Origin of the sequence: Pedobacter chitinilyticus, assembly GCF_003313385.1 — a bacterium.
Lineage (GTDB): Bacteria > Bacteroidota > Bacteroidia > Sphingobacteriales > Sphingobacteriaceae > Pedobacter > Pedobacter chitinilyticus.
Genome location: NZ_QMHN01000002.1, coordinates 190,738 through 207,637, shown reverse-complemented (window position 1 = coordinate 207,637; position 16,900 = coordinate 190,738). Strand labels below are relative to the sequence as shown.

At 39.1% G+C, this 16,900-nt stretch carries 14 protein-coding genes; 5 read left to right on the top strand and 9 right to left on the bottom strand.

The features are described 5' to 3' along the window. Positions 1 to 14 precede the first annotated feature (14 nt). Positions 15 to 1,370 (top strand): UDP-N-acetylmuramate--L-alanine ligase, encoded by a 1,356-nt coding sequence (locus DUT70_RS07800; RefSeq protein ID WP_113646767.1) that lies wholly within the window; start codon positions 15 to 17, stop codon positions 1,368 to 1,370. Between the two features lie 4 nt (positions 1,371 to 1,374). Continuing rightward, positions 1,375 to 1,725: a helix-turn-helix domain-containing protein gene (locus DUT70_RS07795; RefSeq protein WP_240432056.1), complete on the top strand. Its 351-nt coding sequence runs from the start codon at positions 1,375 to 1,377 to the stop codon at positions 1,723 to 1,725. 270 nt (positions 1,726 to 1,995) lie between these two features. Here DUT70_RS07795 and DUT70_RS07790 read toward each other — a convergent pair whose 3' ends face one another. The 6 genes from DUT70_RS07790 to mqnC all read right to left on the bottom strand — a co-directional run bounded on the left by DUT70_RS07790 (position 1,996) and on the right by mqnC (position 9,238). Continuing rightward, the gene (locus tag DUT70_RS07790) at positions 1,996 to 3,114 is read right to left on the bottom strand and encodes a GNAT family N-acetyltransferase (RefSeq protein WP_113646766.1); all 1,119 of its coding nucleotides are present in this window, start codon (positions 3,112 to 3,114) and stop codon (positions 1,996 to 1,998) included. A 68-nt stretch (positions 3,115 to 3,182) separates the two neighbouring features. After that, positions 3,183 to 3,377, bottom strand: a complete 195-nt coding sequence (locus DUT70_RS07785; RefSeq protein ID WP_113646765.1) for a hypothetical protein — start codon at positions 3,375 to 3,377, stop codon at positions 3,183 to 3,185. Positions 3,378 to 3,803: 426 nt separating this feature from the next. Then, entirely contained in the window at positions 3,804 to 6,749 is a 2,946-nt protein-coding gene (locus DUT70_RS07780; RefSeq protein ID WP_113646764.1) for a ligand-binding sensor domain-containing protein, read from the bottom strand. After that, positions 6,724 to 7,506, bottom strand: a complete 783-nt coding sequence (locus tag DUT70_RS07775; RefSeq protein WP_113646763.1) for a LytR/AlgR family response regulator transcription factor — start codon at positions 7,504 to 7,506, stop codon at positions 6,724 to 6,726. Before DUT70_RS07775 ends, DUT70_RS07780 begins: the two co-directional genes overlap by 26 nt. An 84-nt stretch (positions 7,507 to 7,590) precedes the next feature. Then, positions 7,591 to 8,091, bottom strand: coding sequence for a hypothetical protein (locus tag DUT70_RS07770; protein WP_113646762.1), 501 nt, complete (start codon positions 8,089 to 8,091; stop codon positions 7,591 to 7,593). Positions 8,092 to 8,113: 22 nt separating this feature from the next. Further along, the gene (gene mqnC, locus DUT70_RS07765) at positions 8,114 to 9,238 is read right to left on the bottom strand and encodes a cyclic dehypoxanthinyl futalosine synthase (protein WP_113646761.1); all 1,125 of its coding nucleotides are present in this window, start codon (positions 9,236 to 9,238) and stop codon (positions 8,114 to 8,116) included. A 466-nt stretch (positions 9,239 to 9,704) separates the two neighbouring features. Here mqnC and DUT70_RS07760 point away from each other — a divergent pair, with 466 nt between their 5' ends. Then, positions 9,705 to 10,943 carry a M16 family metallopeptidase gene (locus DUT70_RS07760; RefSeq protein ID WP_113646760.1) on the top strand — a complete coding sequence of 413 codons (1,239 nt, stop codon included), beginning with the start codon at positions 9,705 to 9,707 and terminating at the stop codon, positions 10,941 to 10,943. After that, positions 10,936 to 12,210, top strand: a complete 1,275-nt coding sequence (locus DUT70_RS07755) for a M16 family metallopeptidase (protein WP_113646759.1) — start codon at positions 10,936 to 10,938, stop codon at positions 12,208 to 12,210. Before DUT70_RS07760 ends, DUT70_RS07755 begins: the two co-directional genes overlap by 8 nt. A gap of 62 nt (positions 12,211 to 12,272) precedes the next feature. Here the strand turns inward: DUT70_RS07755 and DUT70_RS07750 are convergent, their stop codons facing one another. The 3 genes from DUT70_RS07750 to DUT70_RS07740 form a co-directional block, all read right to left on the bottom strand. Then, positions 12,273 to 14,102: an outer membrane protein assembly factor BamB family protein gene (locus tag DUT70_RS07750; protein ID WP_113646758.1), complete on the bottom strand. Its 1,830-nt coding sequence runs from the start codon at positions 14,100 to 14,102 to the stop codon at positions 12,273 to 12,275. 125 nt (positions 14,103 to 14,227) lie between these two features. Continuing rightward, complete coding sequence (locus DUT70_RS07745; RefSeq protein WP_113646757.1) at positions 14,228 to 14,584, bottom strand: hypothetical protein; 357 nt, start codon at positions 14,582 to 14,584, stop codon at positions 14,228 to 14,230. 14 nt (positions 14,585 to 14,598) lie between these two features. Then, the gene (locus DUT70_RS07740; protein ID WP_113646756.1) at positions 14,599 to 14,997 is read right to left on the bottom strand and encodes a hypothetical protein; all 399 of its coding nucleotides are present in this window, start codon (positions 14,995 to 14,997) and stop codon (positions 14,599 to 14,601) included. A gap of 385 nt (positions 14,998 to 15,382) precedes the next feature. Between DUT70_RS07740 and guaB the strand changes: the two genes are divergently transcribed. Then, positions 15,383 to 16,855, top strand: a complete 1,473-nt coding sequence (gene guaB / locus DUT70_RS07735; protein ID WP_113646755.1) for an IMP dehydrogenase — start codon at positions 15,383 to 15,385, stop codon at positions 16,853 to 16,855. The last annotated feature ends 45 nt before the right edge of the window (positions 16,856 to 16,900 follow it).

Here is a 16,900-nt window from a genome sequence, read left to right as displayed (position 1 = left end):
CAAAATTTATAGATATGCGTATTCATTTAATCGCTGTTGGTGGTGCTGCCATGCACAATTTGGCGATAGCACTACATAAAAAAGGTTTTGAAGTAAGCGGTTCAGATGATGTGGTTTACGAGCCCTCTAAAAGCCGCTTGGATAAATATGGTTTGCTGCCAGCCGAAATGGGTTGGGATGAAAACCGTATCACACCAGATATTGATGCCATCATCTTGGGGATGCATGCTCGTATAGATAATCCAGAATTGCTGAAAGCTCAGGAACTGGGATTGAAAATCTACTCTTATCCAGCGTACATTTATGAGCAATCAAAAGATAAAATCAGGGTAGTTATTGGAGGTAGCCACGGCAAAACCACCATTACTTCTATGATCTTGCATGTGCTTAATTATCATCAAAAGGATTTCGACTATTTAGTTGGAGCGCAGTTGGCTGGTTTTGATACCATGGTGAAAATTACCGATACAGCACCGATTATGGTGATTGAGGGCGACGAATATTTGGCTTCTCCAATTGATAGAAGACCGAAATTCCATCTGTACCATGCCAATATAGCGGTAATTAGCGGTATTGCTTGGGATCACATCAATGTATTCCCAACTTTTGCCGACTACGTGGAGCAGTTTGCTAAATTCATAGAGACCATTACGCCAAAAGGTACGTTGATTTATTGCGAAGTGGATGAAGAACTAAATCAAACGGTGTTAAAGTCTACGGCTGACGTAGAGAAAATTCCTTATGGTGTTCCTGCTCATGAGGTAAGAAATGGGGTGACCTATCTGTTGCCGCAACAAACCCCGTTAAATGTGTTTGGAGATCATAATTTAATGAACTTAAATGCAGCCAAACAGGTTTGTGCTAAATTAGGTATTGCAGAGGAAGGTTTTAACGAAGCCATTGCTTCTTTTGCAGGCGCTGCGAAAAGACTGGAATTGGTGGCTGCGGTAAATCAAACCAATATTTATAAAGACTTTGCCCATTCGCCGTCTAAACTAAAAGCGACGATTCATGCGGTTAAGACACAGTTTACAGATAGGAGATTGGTAGCTCTTATGGAATTGCATACTTTTAGTAGCTTGAATAAGCAGTTTTTGAAGGAATATAGCGGCGCAATGAAGGATGCTGATGTTGCCATGGTATATATCGATGCAAAGACTTTTGAGCAGAAAAAAATGCAACCATTAACTGAAGCAGATATCAAGGAAGCTTTTGAGGACGATAAATTATTGTTTTTTGACGATCCAACTAAACTAGAAACTTATTTGAAAAGTCTTAATTATCATCAAACCAACTTGCTGTTAATGAGTTCTGGTACTTATGCTGGGCTTGATTTACCAAAACTGGCCAGTGAGTTGAAAACCAATTAATATTTTGACCAGTCAGCACTTAATTACGGAGGTAGGAAGCAACATTAGGCAGCTGCGACTGGATAAAGGAAAGGGGCAAACTGAAGTAGCCAAGGCATTGGGTATTTCAGTAGCTGCGCTTTCAAAAATTGAAAATGGACAAACAGATATTAATCTATCTCGTTTAATTCAAATAGCAAAGTATTTTGAGGTTTCGATAACTGCTGTTCTTTATAAAGATGCTCCAGCTAACATTCAACCATCACAAAATATAGCCGAAATTTCCTCTTTGAAAAAACTGCTTGCGGATAAGGATACAGAAATAATGAAGCTTCAAAAGAAGGTTATCGACCTTTATGATAAGTTAGGTCTGTAAGGTATTTCGAATCTCGTTGGTTCTTTAAATAGTAATTTACCCTTTCTGGCTACGCCATCTCTACCAGAGGGAGAGAGCAGCATATTGCTTAGTTAACCTTGCTCTTTTCTCTCCCTTTGGGAGAGATGCCCACAGGGCAGAGAGGGTCTTTTATCTCTACTAAATCTATCTTGTCCCGTTTCTTAATGTGCCGCTATGTGTCTACGTGGTTGCGCTTTCTGGTTACTTATGTGGTCTAAATGAACCACATAGTCACATAGGAAACGAATCTTAAAAATCCTTTCTTAAAGTCAAATGCTTTTTGCCAAATTTAGCACCAGTCGCTTCGTGTATGGCCAACATCTTCTCATTAAAATCTCCTACCCATGACAATTCTAGCTCGGTATATTGATTTTTAGGGAGTACATATTCACCAAGTTTGATAAATAGGGCCGATTCTAAGCCATGTTTTTGGTAGGCTGTTTTGGTGCCCATTACAATTGCCCTCATGCGTGTAACACCAACCCAACGCCTGTAAGCGAATTTTAATTTCTGTAACAGACCAAGCTTTCCGTTAAAGTCTTTGATCATTTGGTTAGCATCAGGAATAAGTACGGTAAAAGAAGCAGGTTCTCCGTCTACATAAGCAAACCAAATTAACTTCTCGTCCATAATTACCTCCATCTGCTTAAAGCTCTCCTGTAGGATTTCCTTCTTAATGGGAACAAAGTTTTCGAAGTCTTTCCAACCGTCGTTGTAAATCTCCATCAAGTCGCTAATGTATTTATCTGCTTTGTCTTTTTTGAAATATTCAAAAGTGTATCCAGGCTTAGCAGCTACCCAGTTGGCTATTTTAGTAAATCGGGCAGGGAAGGGGATGGTTAAATCTATAATGTTCGTGAGCTGCTCGTAGGACGTCTCAAATCCATAATTTTTAAATAGTTGATGGTAGTAAGGCAAATGGTAATTCATGCCATACGATGCGGGAATAAAGCCCTCTACCAAAAGTCCCCAGAAACTGTCGTTTTCACCAAAATTAATGGGACCTTCCATGGCTTTCATGCCACGTTCAATTAACCATGTCTTAGCAGTATCAAAAAGTAGGTTGGCAGCGTTTTGATCATCTATACATTCAAAAAACCCCATTCCACCAGTAGGAACTTCGTAGCCGTAAGCTTTTTTTTCGTTTACAAAAGCGGCAACTCTTCCAATTACTTTGCCTTTGTTGTCTAGCAGTATCCATCTTGTGCATTGTCCATGCTTAAAGAATGAATTTTGTTGGATATCAAATATTTTTTCAACGTCTTGATCTAAAGGTCTGATGTATGCTTTGTCATTGCGGTAAAGAGGCTCTACCACGTCAAGAAATTGTTTTTGCGTTTGATCGTTGTTAACTGCTAAGACTTTCATGTGGGGGCTAAAATAACAAAAAGCATCTGTTTAGGATGCTTTTTGTGATAATGTTTATAAACTGTTCTTTAATAATCTTCATCATCATCGTCGTCATAACTCTCGAAATTGTCGAAGTCGTCCAGAGGCATGTCAAAGTCATCTTCGTCCTCATCTACATTTTTCTCATCTTGGACGTCATCTAGTTCTTCATCCATCTCTTCTTTCTTAGAATTTGGCTTGCCAGTAGGCTTGTCTTGAATAGGTTTTTTTGGCGTTTTCATTACACAAAAAATTGTTAATAGTTCGAAAGTTAAATGCGCTAATTAAAGTTACAAAAATCTTTTTTAAAATAGAAAACAGCGTTGTTTGTTTCGTTTTTTCGCAGGCCCAAAAATAGAATAAAAACCATTTTTCGAAAACTTTTTTTGAACTTTTTAGCGATATTTTTTGAGGCCTTATAAAGAGGGAGGATGTAAAATAAAAAAGCGTCCTAATTGAAAAATCGGGACGCTTTTAACACACAAATGAAACCTGAATTGAGATATACTTTTAGGTTAGGTTAAAAAATATCTTTAGTCAATTCTATAAGAACGCTCTCAGAACAAACAATTAATGTTTGTTTAATTTCTTAAAACAAGTTTAATACAAAAAAGCCTAAGATGCACGCTTATTTAGTGAGTGGTAGTAATATTTGAGTAAACGGTATTTTATGGGGTGAACGGAATAGAAATGGAAACAATAGTGCCTGTTTTTCCGTGCTGTTTAATATCCAGTTGTATGGATTTTGCTTCAATTTTGTTTAACAAGTTGATTCGTTCTTTCGTCAAATCCATCCCTTTGCTCTGGTGTCCGTCTTTTTTGGCAGCTAAGGAATTGTCTATGCCTATACCATCGTCAATAATCCTGATGAGCAAAGTCTCCTCATTTTGTTCACTAATGTTGATGGTCACTGTGCCGCCCTCTTCTTTTGGCATAATGCCATGCCAAATGGCATTTTCGATATATGGCTGTAGCAACATCGATGGGATCATTGTTTCTTCTTTGTCTATTTGCGGATCAACATGGATTTCGAAGTGAAATTTCTCTCCAAACCGATTTTTCTCCAGGTTGAGATATAGGTTAAGGTAGTTGATCTCCTCTTCCAAAGAAATATAGCTCTGTGTACAAATTTCCAGGTTTTTCCTGATCAAACGGGCAAAACCCGTAAGCACTTTATTGGCCGACGACGTGTTTTTGGTATTGATATAATGCTGGATTGAATTCATTACATTAAATACAAAGTGAGGATTCATCATGGCCTGTAAAGCCTGTTGCTCCAACATCAGAATTTTATTTTTCAGTAATAATTGTTCCTGTTCCTTGTTTTTTTGTCTCCTAGTAATGGCTACACTAATCACATAAATGAGGTAACCACCAAGTAGCAACAAAGCTCCAATGAACCACCAAGTTTGGTAAAACTTCTTTTCCAAAATCAGTTTAATTTTAGCAGGTTCGCCCCAGTTACTGTTCTGGTTTTTAGCACTTACTTCAAAAATATATTCGCCTGGTTCAAGTGATGAAAGTTCTAACCTGCGATTTTTGGTCTCAATCCAATTTCCATTATTTTTAAGCCTGTATCTATAGCTTATATTTTTGCTATTAAAATCGATCGCACTATAATTGATAATTAAACTCTGCTCAATAGGTTTAAGCTTAAAACTACTGTTGAGGTCGAGAGACTGCCTATTGTTAACCACAGCGGTAATGTAAACTTTGGGTGCCTGAGAGGTTTGGAGCAAATGGTTGTAGGCAAAATAAACCAACCCGTTATTGGTCGCAAAATAGGCGGTGTCTTTGTCAATATACAAATCGTTCAAATTGTCGGATAAAATGCCGTTCACGTCATCAAAGGCGCTAACGATGGCCTTTTCTTTGTTAAAGGATATCCTATTGATTCCCGTATTGCTAATTGCCCAAAGATTGTTGTCCCTTACAAACAACTTGTTAATGATGTTATTACTAAGCCCTCTTTTATAATCAATAAGTTGTGTGATTTTTCCACCTTTAAAAATGATAATGCCATAACCATCTGTCGCCATAGCGATACTGCCATCTGGTAATTGGCGCATATCGTTAATCCTTTTGGTGAGTAGAGGGTATTTTTCGTAATGCTTATTCAGTTTGTTGTGGTTAAACTCTGATAAGCCGCTGATATTGGAAAACCATAGATTTTGCCCTTTATCATAAAATACCCTATAAGAACGGTCCCTAAAAAAATCTTGCTGCTCTTTGTATTTCAATACCGAGAATTCGAGTTTGTTCCTGTCGTTGATAATTACTACCCCTGAAGACATGGATAGCGTAAGTTTGGTAGTGGTATCGATAGTAAAGTTTTTGACCACAAACATGTTGTTGTTGGTCTCTCTTAAGAACTTAAAATCTTTGCTTACAGGATAATTACTATTAACAGCTCCTAAACCATAATCTGAGGCGAAAAATACTTTCGCGTTTTTCTTGTCGAGCACTAACTGCTTAATGACGTTGTACTGCTCTGGGTTAGGTAAATTAATTTGAACGCTATTTTTTGTTTTTAAATCCAATATGTTGATGATGCCATTGTTGGCACCTAACCACAATCGATTATATTTATCCTTCAAGATGCTTTTGATCATACTGTTGTTCAAGCCGTCTTCTCGGTTGAAGGTATATAGCTGATCCTTGAGCTGGGGAAGTTTGTATATGCCGTTTTTAGTGGTAAACCAAAGATTATCCTGCCTATCTTCAATCACTTGGTTTACGTTAACTCCCTGCAAAAAGCTGGCGCTTCTGCCATCGTATCTCATTCCTTTAACACCTGTCTCGTTACAAATCCAAAGCTCACTATCATTCATGTACATGTAGCCTAAATTAGATTCAAGCAGCTTTTGATCAATTGGTAGCATCTGCTTAAGTCCAGTATTGCTCAAGTGATTTAAACCATCCTTATCCAAAAAGTAGATACCGTTTCTGCGTTGGTAAATTGTTTTATACGATAAAGGGTAACGCTGTTGATGCGTTAGCGTAAAGCTTCCATTTTTATAGCTAAATGCCGCAATATTGGTAAACGCCTTGATATGCTTATTGTGGTCTTCATAAAGATAGGCGTTTTGATATTTGAAATGGGAATCCTTGGATACCATTTTAATTGTTTTAGTGCCATCCCACACACCAATAACATTGTTATTTGTTCCAAACCATAGCCTTCCCTTGCTATCTTCCAAAAAAGAAACCACTACACCATTAAAGTTCAAGTCCTTTAAGTTCGAGTTGTTTTTCTCATTATGGATTTTGCCGTTGAGGAAATAACTCAATTGTCCATTAAGGGCCATGAACCAAATGCGGCCTTTGCTGTCCTCCCTTAGTTGCAGAATTTGGTTGTCGGGCAACCCATCATCCACCGAAAAATTTTCAAAAACGGCACCGTCAAATCTACTTACTCCAGCATCAGTGGCAATCCAAATAAAGCCTTTTTGGTCCTGTAGCATATAAAAACAATTATTGCTAGGCAAACCATCTTTGGTGCTGTAGTGGGGAAGGTAAACGGTTTGGGCAAAGGTGCTTAAGCTATTTAGAATGATCAATAAAAAGCCTATTAGCCATATTGCAGATTTATTTTTCACTTTGCAGTAGCGCATAGGTTTTTATTTTTTCGAAGAAATCACTTGCTCGCCTTCTTGATACCACCAGAGATTCTCCATTTTCCAATAACAATACCAGGCCGTTTTTATTGTTGTATTCCTTCACATATTTAAGGTTCACGATACTTGATTTATGGATTCTGAAAAAGCGTTCTTCAGGAAGTATTTCTTCGTAATCCTTTAATACTTTAGAAACGGTGATTTTTTCTTTGTTTTTGAGATGAAAGATCGAGTAGTTGCTATCGGCTTCAATATGAATGATGTCGTCAACATCTATTAAACGATAACCTTGCCCACTAGGTAAAGTTAACCTATTGATCCCTTTTTGCTCTTTTAATGCTGTTTCTAGGTTTTTAAGCCCCGTATTTTGGTGCAATGCTTGGTTGAGCTGCTGATATTTAGTGGCTTTCTCAACGGCTGCAACCAGTTCTTCTATGTCAATGGGTTTTAAAAGGTAGTCAATGGCATTTGCTTTAATGGCTTTTAGGGCGTATTGGTCATAAGCTGTAGTGAAAATAACGGTGGCGTTTGCTTCTTGAGCCTGTGGAATTAACGAAAAACCATTTTCGCCTGGCATGGCAATGTCTAAAAAAATAAGGTCCACATCGTAGCTCTGCAATAGTGCTCTTGCTTCGCCAACGGACTTTGCAATGCCACAAATATTTACTTCTGGGCAGTTTTCCTGCAACAAGAAGTACAATGATGAACGTGCAAATTCCTCATCGTCAACAATAATTGTGTTTAATGCTGCCATCGTTTAGTTTGGCTCAATTTATAAAAAATACGCCGAAACTGGAAAATAGCCATCAAAAACATCAGAGCCGATATGGCTCAGCTGTTATTTGTCAATCTGAAACGAATTTAAAAAGAGATCTTTGTTACTTTGGATACCATCTGGCACGATACACGAAAGACTGTAATATACACCGTTCACAAAAACAATATTCATGAAAATGGTCTTTTTCTCCGTCTCGTTTCTGCCAGAGGTGAGGTAGTTGACGTAATTTTTATGTTGTTTAAGCTGTAGTTTTTCCAAGCTATATTGAGGCAGCGTAGCCTGCAGTGTGCTTAAAAATTCACCCGCAAATTCGTTAGTGGCTGCTAGTTTCTCAAAAATCTTTTCCTCCACTTTTAAATTTTGGGCAATAAAGCTATAAGTGGCGGTATAAATTACGTTGGTACTGTCTTTAAGTGCAAAAGTGGTGCTAGCCGTTTGGCTTGGAGCAGATGGGAAACTTGCCGTAAAGTGGCTAGTAAGTTTTTGCTTTACCCAGTTTTTTTGAGCAAAAGTAAATGCACTCCATAATGCAAAAACACAAATCAGGACAATTCTTTTCATCTGAACAATTTTAAGCAGCCCGTTAGTAGTTGATTACTTGTTCTTCCAAGTGTTCAGGCAATTCGCGGTAGTTGTATTTCTGTCCACGCAATTGAGGTTCAAAACCAGCTTCTTTGATGGCCGTTTGTATGCCATTTGCGGTAAAACGGTGTGGTGCTCCTGCGGCCGAAACTACATTTTCTTCAATCATGATCGAGCCAAAATCGTTGGCGCCAGCATGTAAGCAAAGTTGCGCTACCGATTTGCCCACCGTTAACCAGCTAGCCTGTATGTTTTTAACGTTGGGCAGCATAATGCGGCTCAACGCAATCATGCGTACATATTCATCGCCAGTGACATTATTGCTAATGCCTCTTAAGCGTTTCAATAAAGTGCCGTCATCTTGGAAAGGCCAAGGAATAAAGGCCAAAAAGCCATTCGCATCAGAAGGTTTTTCGCTTTGTACCTCACGTATCCAAACCAAATGCTCAAAACGTTCTTCAATGGTTTCCACATGGCCAAACATCATGGTGGCCGAAGTGGTAATGTCTAATTGATGGCAGGCACGCATGACGTCAAGCCATTCCTGTCCGCCACATTTTCCTTTGGAAATGAGCCTTCTTACCCTGTCGTTCAAAATTTCTGCTCCAGCACCAGGTAAGGAGTCTAAGCCAGCTTCTTTTAAAGCGCTTAATACTTCGGTATGCGAAATGCCTTCCAGTTTAGCCACGTGTGCAATTTCTGGCGGACCTAAAGCGTGTAGTTTTAAATCAGGATAAAGCTCTTTAAGTTGCTTAAATAAAGTGGTGTAAAATTCTAGACCTAAGTCAGGGTGATGGCCGCCTTGTAATAATAATTGGTCGCCCCCCAAACGAAAAGTTTCTTCGATTTTTACCTTGTAGGTTTCAATATCGGTGATATAACTTTCATCGTGCCCTGGTCTACGAAAGAAATTACAGAATTTGCAGTTGGCAATACAAACGTTGGTGGTGTTTACATTGCGGTCAATTTGCCAAGTTACCTTACCACTGGGTACCTGTATTTTTCTAAGCTCATTGGCCACGTAAGCCAATTCGGCAGTACTGGCATTATGATATAAAAATACACCTTCTTCTTTGCTCAAAAAATCAAACTGAAGTGCCCTTTGCAGTAATTCTCCTGTATTCATAGTACAAAGGTAAGTATTATCGGGATTAACAGATGATGAGATTGCTCAGATTAACGAATTTTAACGTATAAATTATATTGTCGAATTCGTACAAACCTTATAGGTTTAATGCACTTGGCGTTAATTAAATAAGATTAAACCTTGTAGGTTTTAAAAACTTACGAGGTTTGTAAATTATGATTTTACCACAAAAAATAACCGCAAAGAAAAATAGTGAATTTCGCAGCGGGCGCAAAGTAGATGGTTGATAGCAGCTTTGTCGTGAGTTAATTAAACCCGATAGTAGCGGCAGCTCCCGAGTATCGGGACTATAGCGGATAGCGGGACTACAGCAACGATGGAATGCTGATGCTCATTTTCCAGAAAAACTGCGACTAATATTAGTCTACATAAGCACCCTCATCTTTACAATCTGCCAACAATTCGGCAATTTGGCAATTCAACAATTCGGTTATCTTTGTTGCCTATGGTAAATTTTAATCGTTTTACACTGGCTAATGGTTTAAAGGTTTTGGTGCATGAGGATGCAACCACGCCAATGGCAGTTTTAAATATACTTTATGATGTTGGCGCGAGGGACGAAGAGGAGGGAAGAACGGGCTTTGCGCATTTGTTTGAGCATTTAATGTTTGGAGGTTCGGTGAACATTCCAAGTTACGACGAACCTTTGCAGCGTGTAGGTGGCGAAAACAATGCCTTCACCAGTAACGACATCACCAATTATTACATCACCCTTCCTGCGGCCAACATTGAGACGGCTTTTTGGTTGGAGAGTGACAGGATGTTGAGCTTGGCTTTTTCGGAAAAGAGCTTGGAAACACAGCGTAATGTGGTTTGCGAGGAGTTTAAGCAGCGTTACCTTAATCAGCCTTATGGCGATGTTTGGTTAAAGTTGCGTCCGTTGGCTTACCAAAAGCATCCTTACCGCTGGGCCACCATTGGGCAGGATTTGGCACAGATTGAGAATGCAAAAATGGAAGATGTGAAAGCATTTTTCAAAAAGCATTACACTCCGCAGAATGCTATTTTGGTGGTGGGCGGAAATGTGAAGACTGAGGAAGTAAAGCAATTGGCTGAAAAATGGTTTGGACCAATTCCTGCAGGTGATAAATATGAGCGGAACCTTCCTCAGGAACCTGAGCAAGTAGCAGAAAGAAGTTTGACGGTAACAGCAGATGTGCCTTTGAATGCGATTTATAAAGCATTTAAAATGTCGGGCAGAACAGATGCCAATTACCAGGTTTTCGATTTGCTTTCGGATATTTTGTCGCAGGGGCAATCGTCGAGGTTGTTTAACAGTTTACTTAAGGAACAAAAGCTGTTTAGTGAAATCAATGCGTATATCACCAGTAGTTTAGACGAAGGTTTGTTTGTGGTAGAAGGTAAACTGGTAGAGGGGGTGAGTATGGAAATGGCTGAAAAAGCGATATGGAAAGAACTTGAATTGATTGCGACAGAGCTGGTCAGTGATGACGAGTTGACCAAGGTGAAAAACAAATCGGAATCGATTATGGTATTTGCCGAAATGAGCTTGTTGGATAAGGCAATGAATTTGGCTTACTACGAACTTTTGGGCGACGCAGCCTCGTTGAATGTAGAAATTAACAAATACTTGAGTATAACAGCCGAGCAGATTAGAGCGGTGGCCAACACCACGTTTAAGAAAGAAAAATCATCAACCTTATATTATTTAGCCAATGCTTAACAGAACAGTAGCTCCTGCATTTAATCAGGTAAGTGATATTAATTTTATTCAACCTATTTCGAAACCACTGGCCAACGGGCTTCCAGTTTATATTTTAAATGCTGGCGAACAGGAGTTGGTGCGTATCGAGTTTATTTTTGAGAATGCCAACTGGAGCGAGCAAAAGCCTCTACAAGCGGTAGCGGTAAATGGTTTGATTAACAGTGGAACGTCAACATTAACGGCAAAACAAATTGCGGATGGTGTTGATTACTATGGTGCGTTTTTGCAGACAGAATATAGCGCCGATTTTACGACCATTACGCTGTATACACTGACCAAGCACTTGTCTTCAGTTTTGCCCATTTTACTTTCGGTGTTAAACGAGAGCATTTTTCCGCAACACGAATTGGAAATTTATCAGCAAAATCAGAAGCAAAAATTGCAGGTGAGCTTGCAAAAGAACGATTATTTAGCCCGTAAAACTTTTGCCCATGCTATTTTTGGGGATACGGCTTATGGTTCTGATATTAATCCATCGGATTATGACCAATTGCAGCAAACAGATTTGCTTGCTTATTTCAAAGCAGCTTACCAACCAAAAAATTGTACCATCATTATTGCAGGTAAATTTGTAGATAAGGATTTTGAGGTATTGGATACGGTTTTTGGCGGCGCTTGGCAAAACAGCGAAAGTTTCGACCGAAATCATTTCAGTTTTTCAGTAAAAGCTGGTGAAGATATTTACATTGAAAAGCCAGAAGCATTGCAGTCTGCCATTAGAATGGGTAATTTGAGCATTAATCGCACTCATGTCGATTTTCCTGCTTTGCAAGTGTTAAATTGTGTATTTGGTGGTTATTTTGGTTCTCGGTTAATGGCTAACATACGTGAGGACAAGGGTTATACTTATGGTATTGGTTCGGGTATTGCCTCGTTAAAACATGCAGGTTATTTCTTTTTAGCTACAGAAGTTGGCGCTAATGTATGTGCCGATGCCTTGAAAGAAATTGAAAAGGAAATTACGCTTTTAAGAGAAGACCTTGTTGCTGATGAGGAACTAGACTTGGTTAAAAACTATATGCTGGGTTCTATGCTGGGCAGTCTGGAGAATGCTTTTTCGCATGCTGATAAGTTCAAGAACATCCATTTTTTTGGATTAGATTACAGCTACTATAGCAATTACGTAGAAACCGTTAAAAACATTACTGCTCAAGATTTGAAAGAGATGGCCAATAAATATTTAGATTGGAACGCGATGGCGAGAGTGGTGGTAGGAAAGAAATAAATGTAAAAGTCCCGCACATGCGGGACTTTTTTGTGAGGTATTTTTGCGAAATGGCTTTTTAGTTATTTTTCTGTAATTAACGTTACCTTTCCATCCATGGTGCTCACCAGTAATGTTTTATCGTCAATCACTTTAAATGTGTTCACCATCGAGTTGTCTATTTTGTGGGCCCATAAGGTTTTTCGTGCGACAGGATCAACACAGTACACGGTTCCATTCTTGGTTCCGAAGAAAAGCTTGCCATTTTTTTCGATCAGATCTGAAGGGGTGTGTTCGTAACCATAGCCTACATTAAATTGCCAAGCAATACCTTCGTCTGTTCGAGTGGTTTTGTAAGCTACAATTTCGTCCTGCATGGTTTTGCCATATACTAAAGAGCTGTCGGTAGAAATACCAATAGATTCTCGAACTTTAGCTTGGTTGTTTCGCCATAAAGTTTCGCCTGTATTGGCATCAATAGCCGTAAGGACACGATCAGGTGCTGCAATGTAAATTGTTCCTTTTGTAGCTACAGGGGTGGCCATGGCTGGCGAGAACATTCTGTTGGCACTTCCATTGTTCCATTTCCAGATTAAATTGCCTTTGTTGAGATCCAAAGCGTATAAATGTCTGCCCCATGAACCGAAAATGATTTTCCCTTGGTAAATGAGTGGTTTGCCTACAATAGTGCCTTCTACTTCTTTAAATTCCCATTTAATTTGTCCCGATTTAATATCAAGTGCTCTAAAGGTGTTGTCACTTGCGCCAATAAATAATGTTTGTCCTTCAATTACAGGCGATCCCAAAACAGATTTACTAGCTGCGGATTTCCATTTTAACTTGCCCGATGTTTGATTTAAAGCGTATATATTTCCATCGCCAGAGCCAAAAATGACTAATCCGTTGGTAATAATTGGAGAAGAGTAGATAGCCCCTTTGGTTTGAAAGGTCCAAATGGGCTTTCCTGTTTTGCGGTTTAGCGCTTCAACTAAGCCCAAGCTATTTCCAAAAATAATTAAATCATTACTGTATGCTGGCGTATTAACCACGTTCGCATTAGAATGGTAAGTCCAAACGGCTTTAACGTTGGGATATGTTTTGTTGATGGAGAAATCTGGTCTTTCATAGGTTTTTCCGTCCTTAACAAAAGTTTTAAGCGCAATTTTTCGCCAAGCTGGTAGTAGCGTTTCAGTAGGCTTTTTCGTGGCAAAATACACGGTGTCTTTGGCCATGCTTACAATGTTATAACCACCAATACTGTCCTTTGCACGTAGGTTAGAACGTCCCATCGTAGCGGCTATGCCTTCAAAATTATAAGCTTTATTTTGGTGCCCATGACCACAAATGGCATATTGAATGTTTTTGGTTTTTAAACGATCAGTAACCTCATACCAATTGTCAAGGCTGTTGTCGATAGGGTAGTGGTTCACAAAAACAACTGGCATTGATGCAGGTGTTTTCTTCAATAAGCTATCGAGCCAAACGGTGGCATCACGAGGAATGTGTCCGTCGCTCATACGCACATACGGCCCCGAAGCACACGCTATAAAACGGTAGCCTTTATGGTCAAAGGTAAATTTGTCATAGCCAAAGGTGGTAATGAAAGAAACCCCACCAGATTCCGACCATCCAGTATCGTGGTTGCCGGGGATGACGTAATAGGGTTTGTTGAGGTTAGCGAGGATCTCTTTTGCCAATTTGAGCTCTTCATTGGTGCCCATCTCGGTGATGTCGCCAGTAACTAGCACAAAATCGATGTCGTTTTGTTGATTGATGTCGGTAACGGTTCTTCGTAAGTCTTCCTCGCCAGTTGCGGTACCCACATGGGTGTCGGTTACAAAAGCATACTTAAAATTCTGTGCGTAGCTAAAACTTGCAATCAGTAATAGGATTGCAACAAATAAATTCCTCATTTAAATAATTCCTAATTGTGGTAATGAAATTAGGATAAATATCTGTCGAAGAAGAATTGAAATGAAACTTTAATATATAAATACAAATTATCCATGATCAATTAGTTTTAAGTTTAATGATGTTATTACTTGCCTAATTTGAAAACATTTGTTGCGGATTGGCCCCAAATATTATCTTTTACCATATAAATTATTTTGCAATTTGTTACCTCTTTACACATCGCATCTACTTGTCCCCAAGCATAATTACAATTGCCTATTGGATTCCCATTTTTATCATATATTACTTCTGGGGAATCGTAAACGTTTTGCATGGCGCTATAAACCGTTTGACCATTGTACTTGCAAATGCTGATTTGACCGTTTTTATAAACTTCGTAAAGTTTATCTAAGGTTTTTTTGTTCTCGACAATGTCTTTGCTGCAGCTTAAGCAACTCAACAATAAAACTACTGCTACCAATTGTAAAAAGAGACGCTTCATATCAGTAGTGTAGGTTAATTGTATTGTACAATCAATTTTCCGTTTTGGCAGGTTACTGATTTGGGCGGTTGAGCCAAAGCACAATCAGAGACGATGTTCCATTTATTGTTGTATGTTTTTTCGAGTGCTGTATATTTCGCCACTAAGGTTTTAAACTCATCAACGTTAATGCTCGAAGTGTACGGTACATAAATTTTTGGTCCGCCGCAGGCTTTTTCGCCTACTGCAATACTTAAGATTTCTGCATTGTCGCCGCATTTACTGGTTTCTGCTAAGGCTTTGATTTTTACCATCAACTGTTGAAGTTCTTGCTCATCCTTAGTTTTACTATGGTTTTTTCCTTTTTTGCAGCCAAAGGCGAAAAATAGGCTAAATAAAAGTATGTAAATAAAATACAGGTTTGGTTTATTCATGATTTAGGTTTTGTGTTAATACGCAACACTTTTGATAAACGCTACAAACTAGCGTGAATAGTTGTAAAGTTTGAGGTAAAATAAACCTGATGGAAATGGATATCCTTTTTGTTTCACTAGCTAGGCCTATGTATTTTGCAAACCTCGTAGGTTTCTGAAACAACCGACCCTTAAACTTTATGGCTGAAGGATAATTTGGAACAAAAGTTAAACCTACGAGGTTTGCAGCCCAGTCGAAGAAACAAAAAGATAGTAACGTACAGCAGGACTGGAATTGTCAAAGAAAAACAACAATTGCTTTACCAAAATATAACAATCGGAATTTTATTTTAAGCTAAAAAACTGTATCTTTGCCTGGCAAATAATAATTCGTAATTTATTTGCTATGCAACTCGATCCCCAAAAATTTATTGCTTTAGGTTTGACTTATGATGACGTGCTTTTGGTGCCTTCATATTCTGAAATATTGCCTAGAGATGTTAACACTAGCACTTTCTTAACCAAAAAAATCCAGCTGAACGTTCCTTTAGTTTCGGCAGCAATGGATACCGTTACTGAGGCGGAATTGGCCATTGCCATTGCCCAAAATGGCGGATTGGGGATGCTTCATAAAAACATGAGCATTGAAAGACAGGCCGAAGAGGTACGCAAAGTAAAGCGTTCGGAAAGCGGTATGATCCAAGATCCTGTGACTTTGTTAGAAACATCGGTTGTTGCAGATGCTTTTAAAATTATGAAGGAGCACAAAATTGGTGGTATTCCAGTCGTTACTTCTGATAACAAACTGGTAGGTATCATTACCAATAGAGATTTGCGTTTCCAAAAGGATATGAGCAAGCCAATTGCGCAAGTAATGACTAAAGAGAACTTGATTACTGCCCCTGAAGGAACTAACTTAAAAGAGGCAGAAGAGATTTTGCAAAACCATAAAATTGAAAAACTACCTGTGGTAGATGAGCAAGGTTTTTTGAGCGGCTTGATTACTTTCAAGGATATTCAAAAAGTTAAAAACTATCCAGTAGCTTGTAAGGATGAAAAAGGTCGTTTACGTGTAGGTGCTGCCGTTGGTGTAACTGCTGACACGATGCAACGTGTTGACGCCTTAGTGAAAGCAGGTGTTGACGTGATTGCGATTGACACGGCTCACGGTCACTCTAAAGGGGTTATTGATAAATTAAAAGAAGTAAAAGCCAAATATCCAGAATTACAGGTGATTGCTGGTAATATTGCTACTGGTGCTGCGGCAAAAGCTTTGGCTGATGCGGGTGCTGATGCTGTTAAAGTGGGTATTGGTCCGGGTTCTATTTGCACTACGAGAATTATCGCTGGGGTAGGTGTACCGCAATTGTATGCAGTTTTTGAGTGTGCCAAGGCTTTAAAAGGTACAGGTGTTCCGGTAATTGCTGATGGAGGAATTAAACACACTGGTGATATTGCCAAAGCTATTGCCGCTGGTGCTAGCACGGTAATGGCAGGGTCATTGTTTGCAGGTGTGGAAGAAAGCCCAGGCGAAACCATCATTTACGAAGGACGTAAGTTTAAATCATACCGTGGTATGGGGTCTATCGAAGCCATGGAGCAAGGTTCAAAAGACCGTTATTTCCAAGATGTAGAAGACGATATTAAGAAATTGGTGCCAGAAGGTATCGTAGGTCGCGTGCCATATAAAGGTACTTTGGCAGAAGTAATGTACCAGTACATTGGTGGTTTACGTGCAAGTATGGGCTATGTTGGTGCTGCTTCTATTGATAAATTGCAAGAAGCCCAATTCGTACAAATTACAGCTGCGGGTATGCGTGAAAGTCATCCACATGATATTACAATTACTAAAGAAGCGCCAAATTACACCAGTAAGTAGTTAGCGGTAGCTTAACCATAAAATACAAGCAACGGGGCATCATTT